This is a genomic window from Serratia sp. NFX21 (genome assembly GCF_048517035.1).
Lineage (GTDB): Bacteria > Pseudomonadota > Gammaproteobacteria > Enterobacterales > Enterobacteriaceae > Serratia > Serratia quinivorans.
Map to the genome: position 1 here is coordinate 5,024,583 of NZ_CP183196.1, position 17,972 is coordinate 5,042,554.

General features: G+C 56.2%; 15 protein-coding genes. 11 read left to right on the top strand and 4 right to left on the bottom strand.

The features are described from left to right. Position 1 precedes the first annotated feature (1 nt). Positions 2-1,621 (bottom strand): ABC-F family ATP-binding cassette domain-containing protein, encoded by a 1,620-nt coding sequence (locus ACNT1W_RS23505; protein ID WP_419246233.1) that lies wholly within the window; start codon positions 1,619-1,621, stop codon positions 2-4. 298 nt (positions 1,622-1,919) lie between these two features. Here ACNT1W_RS23505 and ACNT1W_RS23510 point away from each other — a divergent pair, with 298 nt between their 5' ends. The 3 genes from ACNT1W_RS23510 (at position 1,920) to ACNT1W_RS23520 (ending at position 5,548) form a co-directional block, all read left to right on the top strand. Beyond that, positions 1,920-3,941, top strand: a complete 2,022-nt coding sequence (locus ACNT1W_RS23510) for an FAD-dependent oxidoreductase (protein ID WP_419246234.1) — start codon at positions 1,920-1,922, stop codon at positions 3,939-3,941. Between the two features lie 85 nt (positions 3,942-4,026). Next, a complete protein-coding gene (locus tag ACNT1W_RS23515; protein ID WP_012147007.1) occupies positions 4,027-4,299 on the top strand; it encodes a helix-turn-helix domain-containing protein in 273 nt (90 codons plus the stop codon). Further along, positions 4,292-5,548 carry a type II toxin-antitoxin system HipA family toxin gene (locus tag ACNT1W_RS23520; RefSeq protein ID WP_419246235.1) on the top strand — a complete coding sequence of 419 codons (1,257 nt, stop codon included), beginning with the start codon at positions 4,292-4,294 and terminating at the stop codon, positions 5,546-5,548. Before ACNT1W_RS23515 ends, ACNT1W_RS23520 begins: the two co-directional genes overlap by 8 nt. Here ACNT1W_RS23520 and rlmG read toward each other — a convergent pair. Then, entirely contained in the window at positions 5,542-6,681 is a 1,140-nt protein-coding gene (rlmG, locus tag ACNT1W_RS23525; protein WP_115183677.1) for a 23S rRNA (guanine(1835)-N(2))-methyltransferase RlmG, read from the bottom strand. The two genes, ACNT1W_RS23520 and rlmG, sit on opposite strands and share 7 nt — an antisense overlap. A 326-nt stretch (positions 6,682-7,007) precedes the next feature. Here rlmG and ACNT1W_RS23530 point away from each other — a divergent pair, with 326 nt between their 5' ends. From ACNT1W_RS23530 to sstT, 6 genes are all read left to right on the top strand, one after another. Further along, entirely contained in the window at positions 7,008-7,331 is a 324-nt protein-coding gene (locus ACNT1W_RS23530) for a HigA family addiction module antitoxin (RefSeq protein WP_012147011.1), read from the top strand. After that, positions 7,324-7,836: a M48 family metallopeptidase gene (locus ACNT1W_RS23535; RefSeq protein WP_012147012.1), complete on the top strand. Its 513-nt coding sequence runs from the start codon at positions 7,324-7,326 to the stop codon at positions 7,834-7,836. The genes ACNT1W_RS23530 and ACNT1W_RS23535 overlap by 8 nt, the downstream gene beginning before the upstream one ends. A gap of 50 nt (positions 7,837-7,886) precedes the next feature. Further along, positions 7,887-8,867 carry a Gfo/Idh/MocA family protein gene (locus tag ACNT1W_RS23540; RefSeq protein ID WP_012147013.1) on the top strand — a complete coding sequence of 327 codons (981 nt, stop codon included), beginning with the start codon at positions 7,887-7,889 and terminating at the stop codon, positions 8,865-8,867. A 1-nt stretch (position 8,868) separates the two neighbouring features. Continuing rightward, a complete protein-coding gene (locus ACNT1W_RS23545) occupies positions 8,869-9,600 on the top strand; it encodes a glutamine amidotransferase (RefSeq protein ID WP_012147014.1) in 732 nt (243 codons plus the stop codon). A 258-nt stretch (positions 9,601-9,858) separates the two neighbouring features. Then, positions 9,859-10,836 carry a TerC family protein gene (locus ACNT1W_RS23550; RefSeq protein WP_112363732.1) on the top strand — a complete coding sequence of 326 codons (978 nt, stop codon included), beginning with the start codon at positions 9,859-9,861 and terminating at the stop codon, positions 10,834-10,836. 266 nt (positions 10,837-11,102) lie between these two features. Beyond that, positions 11,103-12,338 carry a serine/threonine transporter SstT gene (sstT, locus tag ACNT1W_RS23555; protein WP_012147016.1) on the top strand — a complete coding sequence of 412 codons (1,236 nt, stop codon included), beginning with the start codon at positions 11,103-11,105 and terminating at the stop codon, positions 12,336-12,338. 64 nt (positions 12,339-12,402) lie between these two features. Here the strand turns inward: sstT and ACNT1W_RS23560 are convergent, their stop codons facing one another. Beyond that, the gene (locus tag ACNT1W_RS23560) at positions 12,403-13,893 is read right to left on the bottom strand and encodes a UxaA family hydrolase (RefSeq protein WP_419246236.1); all 1,491 of its coding nucleotides are present in this window, start codon (positions 13,891-13,893) and stop codon (positions 12,403-12,405) included. Between the two features lie 20 nt (positions 13,894-13,913). Beyond that, on the bottom strand, positions 13,914-15,326 hold the full coding sequence (uxaC, locus tag ACNT1W_RS23565) for a glucuronate isomerase (protein WP_419246237.1): 1,413 nt from the start codon (positions 15,324-15,326) through the stop codon (positions 13,914-13,916). A 389-nt stretch (positions 15,327-15,715) separates the two neighbouring features. Between uxaC and ACNT1W_RS23570 the strand changes: the two genes are divergently transcribed. Together ACNT1W_RS23570 and exuR are read left to right on the top strand one after the other, a co-directional pair. Continuing rightward, on the top strand, positions 15,716-17,014 hold the full coding sequence (locus ACNT1W_RS23570; RefSeq protein WP_012147019.1) for an MFS transporter: 1,299 nt from the start codon (positions 15,716-15,718) through the stop codon (positions 17,012-17,014). Positions 17,015-17,129: 115 nt separating this feature from the next. After that, positions 17,130-17,906 carry a transcriptional regulator ExuR gene (gene exuR / locus ACNT1W_RS23575; RefSeq protein ID WP_012147020.1) on the top strand — a complete coding sequence of 259 codons (777 nt, stop codon included), beginning with the start codon at positions 17,130-17,132 and terminating at the stop codon, positions 17,904-17,906. The last annotated feature ends 66 nt before the right edge of the window (positions 17,907-17,972 follow it).

The window sequence follows — 17,972 nt, forward strand, 5'->3', positions numbered from 1 at the left end:
ATCAAAGGCTCTGCAATTGCCACCCTTCCTGCCGCCATTGCAAACGGTGAGTTAATTTCAGCGCCTGCAAAAACGCTTCATCATGGGAGACCACTAGCATCGCGCCGGGAAAACTGGCCAATGCGGCCTCAATCGCCAGTGACGATGCCAGATCCAGGTGGTTGGTCGGCTCATCCAGCAGCAGCAACTGCGCCGGTTCCTGCCGCCACAGCATGCAGGCCAGCGCCGCTTTCAGCCGTTCCCCTCCACTCAGCGCCGCCAGGGGCAACAGTACGCGCTCGGCGTTTAGCTGCAACTGTGCCAACTGGCTGCGCATCCTGCCCTCATTTAGCGGCGAATCCTGCAGGCCAAGGTGCTCAACCACCGAGAGCGACAGATTGAGCTGCGAAAGATTTTGATCGAGATAAGCCGTCGGTAGCAAGCAATGGCAACGACCGGCTTTGGCGGCCAACTGCCCGAGGATCACCTTCAGCAAGGTCGTTTTACCGCAGCCGTTCGGGCCGGTTAACGCCACGCGCATCGGGCCATCGATGCGTAAATCCAGCGGCGGCATTGTGATAAAGGGCAGTTGCAGTTGTTCCAGCACCAATACCTGTTTGCCCGCCGCCACTGTACTGCCTGGCAGAGTCAACATCACCGGGCTGTCTTCCTCGACCCGCTGCCAGGCTTCACGCACTGCAGCATCGAGGGAGCCTTTCTGCTCCTGATGCTGCTTGCGCAGCGTACCCAAACTCTCTTTGGCCGCCGCCTTGTAGGCCACGCGTTCAAAGGAGGCAATATTCAGCGTATCGACGGTTTTCAGCGTCTGCGCAGAGCGCCGTTGGCTGATGTCATGTTCTTTCTGCTGCCGGGCGCGGGTGCGTCGACGTTCCTGACGCGCATGTTCCAGTCCGGCACGCGCAGCCTGCTGCTCCAGATCACGCTGGTGACGATAATCATCATAATTACCGCCGTAGCTGTGCAGTGCGCCGGGCGTCAGTTCGACAATGCGCTGCATACGCGCCAGCAGTTGTCGATCGTGGCTGGCAACCAGCAAGCCGCCACGCCAGTTTTCTAACTGCTGATACAGCCAGTCGCGGGCGCGGGTATCAAGGTGGTTGGTCGGTTCGTCCAGTAGCAGGAAGTCCGCGCCACCAAGCATCGCCCCGCACAGGGCGGCACGCATCCGTTCACCGCCGCTCAAATCGCTCGCCGGCCGTTGCGGATCGAACGGCGGCAATCCGGCTGAGGTAAAAGCGGCCTGCAGACGATCGCTGAGATCCCATTGCCCTTCCAGACGATCGATATCGTCCGCCTGCGGTCGTCCCTGCTCAAGACGGGCCAACGCGGCAAAGGTCTCGCCGTAGCCGAGCAACTGCGCCAGCGTGGTCCGCGGTGCGAGATCCGGCTGCTGCGCCACGTAGGTCAGTGAAGCATGGGATTCAACATGGCCGTTACCCGGCAAGTCCAGCCCGGCAATCAGCCGCAGCAGACGCGTTTTGCCGACGCCGTTGCGCCCAACCAGGCCGCAGCGTTGTTGATCGAAAGTCAGATCCAATGGGCCGAACAGCGTTTCGCCGTCAGCAAACTGGCAGGTCAGTTGATGTAAAACAAGATGAGGGGACTGCGCAAAATGAGCCATAAGCACTCCTGAATGAGATCAAAACATCCCCACAAGGCACCGATGTGCGCAACGTGGGACAAGATATCAGCAGGCGTGTGTGTTCATTTTCGGTAATGGCTCCGCAGAGAGAAGGTATTTCAACGCGCAAATGCTAACCGATTTGCTGTTCACGATGCAAACAGCAATAAAGATTCATGACATCTATCACATTCAGCGCAATGCAGATTCCCAACCGCAGTGAAGACGGCTAGATTTATCTCATCCGACCACTTGGTCGTACATAATAATAACGATGAAAGACGCGATGGAGACTGCAATGAGCAATTACCCACACCTGCTGGCGCCGCTGGATCTCGGCTTCACTACCCTGAAAAATCGGGTGCTGATGGGATCGATGCACACCGGCCTGGAAGAACTGCCCAATGGCCCCGAGCGCATGGCCGCTTTCTATGCCGAACGCGCGGCGGCCGGTGTAGCGCTAATCGTCACCGGCGGGATCGCCCCCAATGAAAAGGGCGTGGTGTATCGCGGCGGCTCCACCCTCAGTCAACCACAGCAGGTTAGCCACCACCGCATCGTCACCGAGGCCGTTCATCAGGCCGGCGGTAAAATTGCGCTGCAGATCCTGCATGCCGGTCGCTACAGTTATCAGCCGCAGCCGGTCGCCCCCTCCGCGCTGCAGACACCGATCAATCCCTTCGCTCCCACTGCGCTGAGCGAGGCGGAGATCGTGCAGACCATCGCCGACTTCGCCCAGTGTGCGGCACTGGCGCAGCAGGCCGGTTACGATGGCGTCGAGGTGATGGGTTCCGAAGGTTATCTGATCAACCAATTTCTGGTGTCGCGCACCAACCAGCGCGACGACCGATGGGGCGGCAGCTTCAGCAACCGCATGCGTTTTGCCGTGGAGATCGTCCGGGCGGTGCGGCAGGCGGTCGGCAGCGATTTCATTCTGATTTACCGCCTTTCGATGCTGGATCTGGTGGAAGACGGTTCCAGCTGGCAGGAGATCGAACAGTTGGCGCTGGCAGTTGAGCAGGCGGGTGCGACCATCATCAACACCGGTATCGGCTGGCATGAGGCGCGTATCCCGACCATCGCTACCATGGTGCCACGTGCCGGTTTCAGCTGGGTAACCCGTAAGCTGATGGGCAAAGTGCGCATTCCGCTGATCACCACCAACCGCATTAACGATCCGGCCGTTGCCGAGCAGGTGCTGGCAGACGGCTGCGCCGATATGGTGTCGATGGCCCGTCCGTTCCTGGCCGACGCCGCCTTTGTGCAAAAGGCCGCCGAAGGCCGCGCCGACGAAATCAATACCTGTATTGGCTGTAACCAGGCCTGCCTCGACCAGATTTTTGAAGGCAAACTCACCTCTTGCCTGGTTAACCCACGCGCCTGCCGCGAAACCGAAATGCCACTGGTTCCGGCAGAAAAACCGAAGAAACTGGCGGTGATCGGCGCCGGGCCAGCCGGGCTGGCCTTTGCCACCACCGCCGCCAGCCGCGGCCACCGGGTGACGCTGTTCGACGCTGCCGACCAGATTGGCGGCCAGTTCAATATTGCCAAACAGATCCCCGGCAAAGAGGAATTTCATGAAACCCTGCGCTACTTCCGCCGCCAATTGGCGCTGCTGGAGGTGACGCTGAAACTGGGTACCTGGGTGACGGCGGCCGATCTGGCAGAATTTGACGAAGTGATCCTCGCCTGCGGCATCGTGCCACGTACCCCGGAGATCCCTGGCATCGATAACGCCAGAGTCTTGACCTATCTGGACGTGCTGCGCGACAAAAAACCGGTCGGCCAGCGGGTAGCGATTATCGGGGCCGGCGGTATCGGCTTCGACACCGCCGAGTACCTCAGCCAGCACGGCGTGTCGAGCAGCCTGGATCAGGCGGAGTTTAACCGTGAATGGGGCATCGACAACCAGCTTAACCATCGCGGCGGTCTGGCAGCCGAAGGGCCTGTGGCGACGCACGCGGCTCGGCAGATTTATCTGCTGCAACGCAAGACCAGCAAAGTGGGTGAAGGCCTGGGGAAAACCACCGGTTGGATCCACCGCACCAGTCTGGCGATGCGCGGCGTAAAAATGCTCAACAGCGTGAATTATCAACGCATTGATGACGAAGGCCTGCATATTTCACGAGCCGAACAGGAAAGTTGCCTGCCGGTAGACACGGTGATTATCTGCGCCGGGCAGGAACCGCGCCGCGAGCTGCAACAGCCGCTGCTGGAGATGGGCAAAACGGTGCATTTGATCGGCGGAGCGGACGTGGCCGCCGAGCTGGATGCCCGCCGCGCTATCGATCAGGGCACGCGGTTGGCGATGGCTCTGTAAAAAATTGCCACTATAGTGGCAAAAAACACCTATATATGACCTTAATTGCTATAATAGTAGCAATTAAGGTTGTCATAGGTGCACCATGATTTCCCTACATACTCCCTACGATACGCAACTCGCCCTGCAGGATTACCTGAAGCAATTGCGTAAACGCCGTAAATTATCAGTCGCCGCCTTGGCTAAAATTTCTGGCGTCCCTAATAGTACCATCCGTAAGTTTGAAGCCGACGGCAATATCTCATTGCGTCAGTTCCTGATGCTCTATGACGCTCTTGGTGATCTGAATGAACTTCATCAACTGACCAGAACCCGCAATAGACCGCAAACTATTGAGGAGGTATTGAAAAATGCTTGATATTCCTCTGCTGGTAAAACGTCGCCTGAGCGATGGCAATGTACAAAATGTGGGGCAACTGGCAGAAAATGCCACCGGTGTTTATTTCCGTTACGACGAAAGCTATTTAGCCTCGCATCAGAGTTCACTTTCCCCCTTCAATTTGCCCTGGGATAACTTTTTGCATCAGGCACCAAAACAGCCGCATTACGGGTTAGAGGGCGTTTTTGCCGATAGCCTGCCGGACGGTTGGGGGCTTTATTTGATGGACCGTGTATTTCGACAAAATGGCTACAATCCCAGAACAATTAGCGTATTGGAAAGGTTGGCCTTCACCGGTGAACGTGGGTTTGGTGCTTTGTTTTATGAGCCTGACTTGCCATTATCCCGTCAGGAGAACAATCAAGATTTAACCTTGATAACACTGGGGAATGAGGCCGTTAAGGAGTTTGAAGGGACGGAGTCACACCTGATTGCTCATTTGATGGCTGCCGGGGGATCGGGGGGCGCGCGGCCAAAATTAAGCGTCACTCGCTTAGCTGATGGTACTTTTTCTAGCCAACAGGATGCTGTCGGCAAGAAGCTTTTGGTAAAGCTAACCTCCGAGAAATTTGCCCTTGGGCATCGTGAAAGCCAGATCGAATACGTTTATATGATGATGGCGCGGCAAGCCGGTATTGAAGTCGCAGACTTTACTTTGATCGATATTGGCAAAGACCGTCATTGGCTTGAGCAAGAACGCTTTGACTGCGTGGGTGACCATGGCCGTCGGCACATGATTTCTGCCAGCGGATTATTGGATGCCCCTTTTCGTGAGCCTTCATTGGATTATGTCGATCTGATTAAAGCGACCCGAATACTCTGCGGTGTGGAAGAAGCCAGAAAATTACTACGCCGAGCCCTGTTCAATTATCTGACGGTAAATCAGGACGACCACGCCAAAAACTTTGCTTTTCTGGCGGATGATCAAGACAACTGGCGGCTATCCCCCTGTTATGACATCGTTTATAGCCCTTCGCCTTATGGTCAGCATATGACGGCTTTTAACGGTAACGGTTCGAAAATCACCGCATCAGCAATGACGATGATGGCCGGGCAGGCCGGTTTGGCCAACGCCAAGGCCGTAATGAATGTGGCCGAAGAAATTTACAGCGTGGTAAGCTATTTCCAACAACAGGCTAATACGGTCGGGTTACCAACCGCATTAGCCAAAGAGATTCAACGAGATATTGATGGGAAATGGCTGGCTCTACGCTCCGCCAATCAGTAACGTGCGCCGGATTTCACCGCTTTGAGGATCACGAACTTCTTGTTGGATGCGATCAGGGTGCAGTTACCGAACAAACGCTTCAGCTTCTGGTGGTAATCCAGATGGCGGTTGCCGACGATGCGCAGCTCGCCGCCCACCTGCAGGCAACGCTTGGCGTCGCAGAACATCTGCCAGGCGGTATGATCGGTGATCGCATGCTGCTGGTGGAACGGTGGGTTACACAGCACCGCCTGCACGCTTTCACGCTCAATCCCCGCCAGCGAGTTGTTCACTTCAAACTGGCAACGATCCATATCCTGCGGCAGGTTATGCTCCACGTTCAGTTCACTGGAGGCCACCGCCATATAGGACTCATCAACAAAGCTCACCTGCGCTTGCGGGTTCTGCATCAATGCGGCCATGCCGATGACACCGTTACCGCAGCCCAGATCGATAATGTGGCCTTCAATGTCATGCGGCAGATGATCCAGGAACAGGCGTGCGCCAATATCCAGGTTGCTGCGTGAGAACACGTTGGCATGGTTGTGGATCACCCAATCGGTGCCGTCCAGCACCCAGTTGGTGGTTACCGGCGCTGCCGGTGGCACGATGTCTGCGACTTCACAGTGGATCAACCGCGCTTTCTTCCATGCCAGGCTGGTGCGAGTGGGGCCGAGCACCTTTTCAAACAGCTGCATGGTAGAGGTATGCACGTCGCGCGCTTTGGCCCCGGCGATGATCACCGTGTCCGGTGCCACTACATCACGCAACGCACGCAGCTGCTGTTCCAACAGTGCCAGCGCTTTAGGAACGCGGATCAGCACCACCGCCGGTGACGCAGGCAATTCGGCCAGGGTGTCCAGCAGCGTAACCTGCTGCGGATCCAATTCATTGAGCTTCAGGTTATGGCGCGTGGCCAACTGGCTCATGTAGGAATCGCTGATGCTGTAAGGCTGATGGCCGTGCAGCGCACAGGCCAGCGTGCCAAAGTTGTCGTTGAAAATCAGCACCGGACGATCGCCAATGTTTACATTTTCAAGCTGTTGCAGCAGATATTCGTCCGCCGCTTCCCACGCCTGTAGTTGGGTGGATTCTTCCTGTTGGGGATAACGCTCCAGCTCAAGTTGCTGTGTTCCCAGATCGAGTTGGCTCATTGCCCCTCCTGACTGATAAAATTTGGGCTGTTTATCCCCTAAAAACGTCCGCCAGTAAAATGTTTTTTCGGATAAATTGCGCATTCACTCGCATAGCGGAAAGCCAAACCCGCTTTTCGCTGCTGATAGCTATAGCATTCCTTCCGCTTAATCTGTATTGAGCAATTTTTAATCCGACGCAATGTAACTTTAAATGTTACACTCATTGGCCCAATGGAATGGGGAAGGAAATGATTTCGTCTTTCCGAGACAAATATTTGACGCAATGATGCCGCCGAGCTGATTTACCTGGACCCACATCAAGATACCTAGGCAACGGAGAATATATGTTAGAGACCACAAGCCGAAAACCCACTACGGTGGGGGAAGTGCTGCAAGAAGAGTACTTAACACCGCTGGGTATCGGCCAAGAGGATCTGGCCAAGGTCTTGGGCGTCACTCGCGCCACGGTAAACCGTTTATGCAATGGGCATCGCCGTCTCAGCGTTGTGGAGGCAAACCTGTTTGCCGATCTTTTTGAAACCACTGCAGACTTTTGGCTAAACCTGCAGGCGGCCCACGACCGCTGGGAAGCCCGACAGGCAAATATGCAGCGCGAGCGACTGCGTCCGATTATGGAAATTCTGGGGCGTGATATTACTCATGCGTGAAATCGAACTGACTTACCTGCAGGGTTACTCTGAACATCTGCAAAGCCAGGTGCAGCAGTTGATCGACCAGCAGCGTCTGGGTGAGGTGCTGTTACAGCGCTATCCGCAGGTGCACGACTGCACCACCGACAAGTCGCTTTATCAGTTTACCGTCGATCTGAAAAACCAGTACCTGCGCAATGCCCAGCCGCTGAGCAAAGTGGCCTACGACGGTAAAATCCAGGTAATGAAACACGCGCTCGGCATGCATACCGCCATTTCCCGCGTGCAGGGTGGCAAGTTGAAGGCCAAGGCGGAAATCCGCGTGGCGACGGTATTCAAGCTGGCACCGGAGCCGTTTCTGCGCATGATCGTGGTGCATGAACTGGCGCACCTGAAAGAAAAAGACCACAACAAGGCCTTCTACAGTCTGTGCTGCCATATGGAACCCAACTACCACCAACTGGAGTTCGACACCCGGCTGTATCTGACCCACCTGTCGGTGTTTGGCAATCTGTATACCTGACGATTCCCTGTGATACTCTGATTTCTAACGTCTGGGAACCGGAGATATCTATGATTCGCTTTGCCGTTGTTGGTACCAACTGGATTACGGAACGCTTTATTGACGCCGCACACGAAAGCGGCAAATTGAAGCTGACCGCCGTCTATTCGCGCAAGCTGGAACAGGCGCAGGCATTTGGTGCCAACTACCCCGTCAGTCTGTTTTTCGATTCCCTGGAAGCGCTGGCCCAGTCAGACGCCATCGACGCGGTTTACATCGCCAGCCCCAATAGCCTGCATTACCAGCAATCGCTGTTATTCCTCAGCCATAAAAAGCATGTGATTTGCGAAAAGCCGCTGGTGTCCAACCTGCGCGAAGCCGAAAAGCTGGTGGCCTGTGCCCGTGAAAATCAGGTGGTACTGTTCGAAGCCTTTAAAAGCGCCCACCTGCCGAATTTCCTGGCCTTGCAGCAGACGCTGCCGAAAATCGGCCGGTTGCGGAAAGCCTTTATCAACTACTGCCAATACTCTTCTCGCTACCCACGCTATCTGGCCGGTGAAAATCCAAACACCTTCAACCCGCAGTTTTCCAACGGTTCGATCATGGACATTGGTTATTACTGCCTGGCCAGCGCCGTGGCGCTGTTCGGTGAGCCAAAATCGGTGATCGCCAGCGCCAGCTTGCTGGATACCGGCGTTGATGCGCACGGCACCGCCTGCCTCAACTACGGCGACTTCGATGTGACAATCTCCCACTCCAAGGTCAGCAACTCGGACATTCCGAGCGAGATCCAGGGCGAAGAAGGCACGCTGGTAATTGAGAAAATCTCGGAGTGTCAGGGCGTAGTGCTGACGCCACGCGGTGGTCAACGCCAGGATCTGACCCAGCCGCAACATATCAATACCATGCTGTACGAAGCGCAAGTCTTCGCCGAACTGGTGGAGAAACGGCAGGTAGAACATCCGGGGCTGGAAAACTCGCTGATTATCGCCCGCCTGCTGACCGAAATCCGCCGCCAGACCGGCGTAGTGTTTCCTGCCGACGGAGAATGACATGAAACCGTTATTACTGATGCAGACCGGCGACGCGCCGGAAGTTATCCGCCAGGAAAAGGCCAATTTCGACGGTATGTTCCTGCAACAGGGGAATATCGACGCCGATCGCGTGCAGATCGTGCACCTACCCGCCGGCCAACAGCCGCTGCCACCGCAACACTACTCTGGAGTGGTGATCACCGGTTCACCGGCGATGGTCACCGAGCAACTGCCGTGGAGCGAACAGGCCGCCGAATGGCTGCGTCAGGCGATGCTGATCAAACTGCCGATTTTTGGCGCCTGCTACGGTCATCAGTTGCTGGCCTATGCGCTTGGCGGGGAAGTTGGCTATCACCCGCAGGGCATGGAGGTAGGAACGCTGGATATCGAGCTGTTGCCCGCCGCCGCCCATGACCGGCGAATGGCGATGCTGCCGCCGCGCTTCAAGGCGAATCTGATCCACTCGCAGAGCGTATTGACGCCCCCTGCCGGTGCCGTAGTGCTGGCACGTTCGCAACAGGATGCTTATCAGATCCTCAGTTATGGCGATAACGTGCTGACCACCCAGTTCCACCCAGAGTTTAACGGCGCGGTGATGCACCAGTATCTGAGTTGGCTCGGTGAGCTGTATCCGCAGCAACAGGCGGAGTATCAGCTTAAGCAACAGCAGGTTAGCGATACCCCCTTCAGCCGGCTGCTGTTGCAAGGGTTTGTCGTCAGCCTGGGCGCGCAAAAAGCCCTGGCCGGCTAACGCAATAAACGTTGACCGCTGACACATTTTGCATTACTTTCTGCCGTGCAAAGGGGAGTAACTTCATTGCCGGTTAATCGTCATTACGGTGCGCAAGCACCCGGTTACCGGGCAACCTGATGTCAGGGAGCACCAAGGTGCACCTTCATCAACGTTGTAAGTGAGACCTTGCCGGAAGGCGAGGTTTGCTTGCAGCGTTCATAAGAGCGGCTAGCGTCTTCCGACGTTGGCCGTTTTTGTTTTTGAAGGATACCTCTGATGATGAATACCGTTGGCACACCTTGGTTATGGGGCAGCTTTGCCGCCATCATAGTTGTGATGCTCGCAATTGACCTGCTGCTGCAGGGCCGCAAAGGCGCACATACCATGACGCTGAAGCAGGCCGCCAGTTGGTCGCTGGTGTGGGTCAGCCTTTCTCTGCTGTTCAACCTGGGTTTCTGGTACTACCTGAACCAAACCGCCGGGCGTGCCGTTGCCGACACACAGGCGCTGGCCTTCCTCACCGGTTACCTAATCGAAAAAGCGTTGGCGGTTGATAACGTCTTTGTCTGGCTGATGCTGTTCAGCTACTTTGCCGTTCCGGCCAACCTGCAGCGTCGGGTACTGATTTTTGGCGTACTGGGCGCGATCGTGCTGCGTACCATCATGATCTTCGCCGGTAGCTGGCTGGTGACCCAGTTCCAGTGGCTGCTGTACCTGTTCGGCGCTTTCCTGCTGTTCACCGGTATCAAGATGGCGCTGGCGAAGGAAGATGGCGCGGCGATTGGCGACAAGCCGCTGGTGAAATGGCTGCGCAGCCATCTGCGCATGACTGATAATCTGGAAGGTGAGCGTTTCTTCGTGCGCCGCAACGGCCTGCTGTTTGCTACGCCGCTGGTATTGGTGCTGATCCTGGTGGAACTGAGCGACGTGATCTTTGCGGTCGACAGCATCCCGGCGATCTTTGCCGTGACCACCGACCCATTCATCGTCCTGACCTCTAACCTGTTTGCCATCATGGGCCTGCGCGCCATGTACTTCTTGCTGGCTAACGTGGCAGAACGCTTCTCGATGCTGAAATATGGTCTGTCGCTGATCCTGATGTTTATCGGCGTCAAGATGCTGATTATCGATTTGTTCCACATTCCGATCGGTGTTTCGCTCGGCGTGGTCGCCAGTATCCTGACGCTGACGCTGCTGATCAACGCCTGGGTTAACCGCCGGAATGACCGCCTGGCTAATAATAAAGCACCATAATCTGTTATCCGGGGCGCTAGTCGCCCCGTGATTGTTTGGCAATTCGCCTAAAACGCCAAACGTTATTGCGATCACACAAATGTAACCAGTATGTTATCAAGAGTTGATCCGCCCTCAGAATTTCACCGCTGGCCCTTTCCAACCCCCCTGGTTTACTGAATACTGATTTGGCAAACACACTTGGTTACAGATTCAAATAAAAGTTGTCCGGCGAGGTTCCCGCCGAGATAAAGCTGTAAGCAACATCATCGGGAAGAAAAAGCACTATGCAAAAACTATTACAGAAGATCACTCAGGGCAGTCTGGTCAAACAAATCATGGTCGGCCTGGTGGCCGGTATTATCGTGGCGCTGGTCTCACCGGCAACGGCTTCGGCGGTAGGCTTGCTGGGTGCGCTGTTCGTTGGCGCACTGAAAGCGGTGGCACCGGTACTGGTGCTGGTGTTGGTCATGGCCTCAATCGCCAATCACAAACACGGGCAGAAAACCAATATCCGGCCGATCCTGTTCCTTTACCTGCTGGGCACTTTCGCTGCGGCGCTGGTGGCGGTCGTGGTCAGCTTTATGTTCCCGTCCAACCTGGCGCTGGTAGCCGGCAATGCCGAGATCAACCCACCGGGCGGCATTATTGAGGTGCTGAAAGGCCTGCTGTTGAGCGTGGTGGCCAACCCGTTCCAGGCGCTGATTAGCGCTAACTATATTGGTATTCTGGCCTGGGCAGTGGGGCTGGGACTGGCGCTGCGTCACTCCTCTGACACCACCAAATCATTGATTAACGATATGTCACATGCAGTCACCATGGTGGTGCGTGCGGTGATCCGCTGTGCCCCGCTTGGCATCTTCGGCCTGGTGGCTTCGACGCTGGCAGAAACCGGCTTCGGCGCGCTGTGGGGTTATGCTCAACTGCTGGTGGTACTGATCGGCTGTATGCTGCTGGTCGCACTGGTGCTGAACCCGCTGATCGTTTTCTGGAAAATCCGTCGCAATCCTTATCCGCTGGTGTTCGCCTGCCTGCGTGAAAGCGGCGTGACCGCGTTCTTCACCCGCAGCTCGGCCGCCAATATTCCGGTGAATATGGAGCTGTGCAAAAAACTGAATCTGAACGAAGATACCTATTCGGTTTCTATCCCGCTGGGTGCGACCATCAATATGGCCGGTGCGGCGATCACCATTACCGTGCTGACGCTGGCGGCGGTGCATACTCTGGGGATCCCGGTTGACGTGCCGACCGCGCTGCTGCTGAGCGTAGTGGCCGCCGTTTGTGCCTGCGGCGCTTCCGGCGTGGCCGGGGGTTCGCTGTTGCTGATCCCGTTGGCATGTAACATGTTCGGCATCCCGAACGACGTGGCCATGCAGGTGGTCGCCGTCGGCTTTATCATCGGCGTGCTGCAAGACTCCGCCGAAACCGCACTGAACTCTTCTACCGACGTCCTGTTTACTGCCGCAGCCTGTCAGGCGGAAGACCAACGTTTGGCAGATGAAGATCCGCTGAAGGTGCGTTAATTTCCGAGCTTATTCAACAAGGCGCTCATTATCGGGCGCCTTTTTTTACCTCAATATCACAGTCCTACAAGGTTACCCCGCTTTTAAAAATCGCCAACTCACGGAAATCATTCACTTCATTACGCGCCGCCTGACCATTGGCGATCGCCACGATCAGGTCGACAAACTGCTCCAGCAGACTCTCCATCGAGGTGCCGTGGATCAGCCGACCGGCGTCAAAATCAATCCAGTGGGGTTTCTTCGCCGCCAGTTCGCTGTTGGTGGCCAGTTTCACCGTCGGCACGAAGCCGCCATAAGGCGTGCCGCGTCCGGTGCTGAACAGCACCATATGACAGCCGGCACCGGCCAGCGCGCTGGTCGCTACCGCATCATTGCCTGGCGCGCTGAGCAGGTTTAAGCCGGGCTGGCGCAGGCGTTCGCCATACTTGAGCACGTCCACCACCTGACTCTGCCCGGCTTTCTGCGTGCAGCCGAGGGATTTCTCCTCCAGGGTGGTAATCCCGCCGGCCTTGTTGCCCGGTGAAGGGTTTTCATAAATCGGCTGATTATGGGCGATGAAGTACTGTTTGAAGTCGTTGACCATGCTGACGGTCTTCTCGAAGGTCGCCCGATCGCGACAACGGCTCATCAGGATCCGTTCGGCACCAAACATCTCCGGTACCTCGGTCAACACCGTGGTGCCGCCGTTGGCGATCAGGTAATCAGAAAAACGCCCCAGCAATGGATTGGCGGTAATCCCGGACAGACCGTCCGATCCACCACACTCCAGTCCGAACTTCAACTCGCTCAGCTTACCCGGCTGACGGCGATCGTCACGCATCACCTGATACAGCGCATGCAACTGCTCCAGCCCGGCTTCAACCTCATCGTCCTGCTGCTGGCACACCATAAAGCGCACCCGTTGCTCATCGGTCGCGCCCAGCGTACTGCGGAATACATCCACCTGATTGTTCTCGCACCCGAGTCCAATCACCAGCACCGCCCCGGCGTTCGGATGGCGCACCATATTTTGCAGCATGGTGCGGGTGTTCTCATGATCCTGACCCAGTTGCGAACAACCAAACGGATGACTGAACAGATGCACACCGTCGATCCCGTGCGCATCCTGAGTTTCCTTCAGAAAACGCTGCTGGATCTGCCGGGCAATGCCGTTGACGCAGCCAACGGTCGGCACGATCCACAGTTCGTTGCGGATCCCCACCTCCCCACTGATACGGCGGTAAAGCTGCACCTCACGATCCGCAGCCTGTGGTGGCAGCGTCGGGAAAGCGGGTTGATACTGATAGCTGTCGAGATCGCTCAGGTTGGTTTTGGCATTTTGCGAGTGAATATGTTCACCCGGCGCTATGGCTTCCAGCGCATGACCAATCGGCAAGCCGTATTTGATGATGGCCTCACCGGCAGCGATCGGCTGCAGCGCAAACTTGTGCCCACGCGTCACCGGTTGCGCCAGCCGAATCGTCAGTGCGTCCAACGCCAAGGTTTCGCCGACGGCCAGATCGCTCAGCGCTACCGCGACATTATCCAGCGAATGAATTTTTACCATGCTTTGCATAAACCCACCTCGGGCAACGGCTAGGCCAGTTCAATGGCGAAATAGTTTTTGGCATTGTCGAAGCAGATGTTTTTCACCATCTCACCCAGTAACGTAATATCCGCCGGCGCTTCCCCGTTCTCCACCCAGCCGCCAATCATCTGGCAAAGGATGCGGCGGAAATATTCATGACGGGTATAAGACAAGAAACTGCGGCTGTCGGTCAGCATGCCGACAAAGCGGCTCAGCAGACCCAGTTGCGCCAACTGCGTCATTTGCCGCTGCATACCGTCTTTTTGATCGTTGAACCACCAGCCGGAGCCGAACTGCATCTTGCCCGGCGTGCCCTCACCCTGGAAGTTGCCGACCATGGTGCCGATCACTTCGTTGTCGCGCGGGTTCAGGCAGTACAGAATAGTTTTCGGCAGGTCGCCCTGGCGTGCCTGGGCATCCAGCAGGCGAGAAAGCGCCTCCGCCAGCGGCTGGTCGTTAATCGAGTCGAAGCCGATGTCCGGCCCCACACTGGCGAGCATACGGCTGTTATTATTGCGCAGCGCGCCGATGTGATACTGCTGTACCCATTCGCGACGTTGATATTCGGCGGCCAGGAACAGCAATACCGCACTTTTGAACTGGGCGCTCTGCTCCGGCGTCGGCAGCTTGCCACTCAGGCGCGCGGTTAAAATCGCATCCAATGTGCTTTCGTCCGCTTCGCCATACACCACCACGTCCAGCGCATGGTCAGCCACCTTGCAGCCATGGGCGGCAAAATGATCCATGCGTTTTTTCAACGCGTCACACAGCGCGCTAAACCGGCCAATATTGATATCCGCTGCCGCTTCCAGTTTTTGCAGATAATCATTGAAACCCGGCGCGTCGATATTGAACGCCTTGTCCGGTCGCCAGCTTGGCAACACCTTGATATCGAAGCTACTATCGGTCGCAATCGCTTTATGGTGGCGCAAATCGTCGATCGGATCGTCGGTAGTACCAACCATCTTCACATTCATTTTCTGCATGATGCCACGCGCCCTGAAATCATCCTGCGCCAGCAAGGCGTTGCCCCGCTGCCAGATATCGTCCGCAGTCGTTGGGGAAAGCAGCGTGCCGGTAATCCCGAACGGACGACGCAGCTCCAGATGAGTCCAGTGGTAGAGCGGATTACCTATGGTATGCGGCACGGTAGCGGCCCAGGCATCAAACTTTTCACGGTCACCGGCATCCCCGGTACACAGCCGCTCAGCCACACCGTTGGTGCGCATCGCCCGCCATTTATAGTGATCGCCCTTTAGCCAGATCTCATATAAATTTTTGAAGCGGGTGTTCTCGGCGATCTGCTCCGGCGGTAAATGACAGTGATAGTCAAAGATCGGCTGGTCTGCCGCATAGTCATGATACAAACGTCGGGCAAATTCGTTGCCCAACAGAAAATCTTCGCTTAAAAACGTCGCCATCTTTTTTGGTTCCTCGCCTTGCTTGCCGTTCGGTACTCTGTCCAATGCGACAAAGTTATCACACCAATTTCACTGAGCGTCCAGCAAAATATCACCCTATGTCTTGGCGCCATCGCCGATAAAAGGCCATTAATTGGCAGTTTTACGGCAAAAAAACGTCTAAATAGACTAATTATCCAGCAGGCAGTATCCCTCAATTGAAAAATGGCTTTTGTGATATCACTCAACTTTTAAATCTGTATGACAAGTTATTGTCTCGCCACCCAGTCGTTCATGCGGCGGGAATACGTCGGTGACGGACAGACCGGCGCAGAACAACGAAAAGGGGGAGCCCCTTAAACTCTGCCGCCATCTCGGCGTCACCTATTGAAGACTGGGAGATATTTTGGATGCGTAAAATTAAAGGGTTACGCTGGTACATGATCGGGCTGGTGACCATCGGCACCGTGCTGGGCTACCTGACCCGCAATGCCATGGCCGTGGCGGCACCGACGCTGGAAGGCACCTTACATATCACCACGCAGCAGTACTCGTACATTGTCGCGGCCTATTCTGCCTGCTACACCCTGATGCAGCCGGTGGCGGGATACGTGCTGGACGTACTGGGTACCAAGGTGGGTTACGCCATGTTCGCCATTCTGTGGGCGCTGTTTTGTATGGGCACCGCACTCGCCAACAGTTGGGGCGGTCTGGCACTGGCGCGCGGCGCCGTTGGCATGGCAGAGGCGGCGATGATCCCCGCCGGGCTGAAGGCCAGCAGCGAGTGGTTCCCGGCCAAAGAACGTTCGATAGCCGTTGGCTACTTCAACGTCGGCTCGTCAATCGGCGGCATGCTCGCCCCACCGCTGGTGGTCTGGGCCATAGTGGCACACAGTTGGGAAATGGCGTTTATCATCACCGGCGTGCTAAGCCTGATCTGGGCCATCTGCTGGCTGATCTTCTATAAGCACCCGAAAGACCAGAAGAAACTCAGCAGTGAGGAACGCGAGTACATTCTGGAGGGCCAGGAAGCGCAGCACCAAACCGACAACGCCAAGAAAATGTCCGCCTGGCAGATTGTGCGCAACCGCCAGTTCTGGGGCATAGCGCTGCCGCGTTTTCTGGCAGAGCCTGCCTGGGGCACCTTCAACGCCTGGATCCCGTTATTCATGTTCAAAGCCTATGGTTTTAACCTGAAAGAGATCGCCATGTTCGCCTGGATGCCGATGCTGTTCGCCGATCTCGGCTGCATCGTTGGTGGCTACCTGCCACCGTTTTTCCAAAAACACTTTAAGGTGAACCTGATCGTGTCACGCAAACTGGTGGTCACTATGGGGGCCGTGCTAATGATTGGCCCTGGCATGATCGGTTTGTTTACCAGCCCTTATGCGGCTATCGCGCTACTGTGCGTCGGTGGTTTTGCCCATCAGGCGCTGTCTGGCGCGCTGATTACCCTGTCATCTGACGTGTTTGGTCGCAACGAAGTGGCCACCGCCAACGGCCTGACCGGCATGGCAGCCTGGACCGCCAGCACAATGTTTGCCCTGGTGGTCGGCGCATTGGCCGATACTCTGGGTTTTAGCCCACTGTTCGCCGCGCTGTCGGTATTCGATATTCTCGGTGCCATCGCCATCTGGACCATCCTGCAAAATCGGCCGGCCTCACAGCCGCAGGAAGATCCGCTGCAACCGGCCTCGGCTCGTAGTTAACCCCATCGCCCGGCCAGCGTGCCGGGCGCCCCCCCCGGCCACTGGTAGCTCATCAGGATAAGTGGTATAACAAATCCATGGTTACGCGCCCCTCCCTACCCTAAGAGCATTCACTATGGAATTCACTGAAACCAGACGCCTGTATCAGCAGCTGGCCGCCGAACTAAAGCAGCGTATTGAAAGCGGCCGGTATCCGGTGGGCGATAAACTGCCGGCCGAACGCTACATTGCCGAAGAGATGAACGTCAGCCGCACCGTCGTGCGGGAGGCGATCATCATGCTGGAAGTGGAAGGCTACGTTGACGTGCGCAAAGGCTCCGGGATCCATGTGATGTCCAACCAGCAGAAAAACCTGGTGATTCCGGGCGACAGCATCGAGTTTGCCACCGCCGGGCCATTTGAACTGCTGCAGGCGCGCCAACTGATTGAAAGCAACATTGCCGAATTCGCCGCCACTCAGGTCACCAAACAGGACATCGTTCTGTTGATGGAGATCCAGGAACAGGCACGCAAGGAAGATCGCTTCCGCGACTCGCAGTGGGATCTGAAATTCCACGTGCAGGTCGCGCTGGCCACTCAGAACACGGCGATGGCCACCATCGTGGAAAAAATGTGGGTACAGCGCGTGAATAACCCTTATTGGATCAAGCTGCATGAGCATATTGACGACCGCTCGATCGCCAGCTGGTGCGACGATCACGATCAGATCCTCAAGGCATTGATACGTAAAGATCCTTACGCCGCCAAACTGGCCATGTGGCAGCATCTGGAAAATACCAAGCAGATGCTGTTCAACGCCACCAGCGACGATTTTGAATATAATGCCGACCGCTATCTGTTCGCCGATAACCCGGTGGTTCATCTGGACGGCGTGGCCGCAGAAAATAAATAGCGCGAGCAGTCAAAAACCGTAGCGTTATGTCAGGTATTGTAAAATCCGCTGAATCGATGCCTGAAC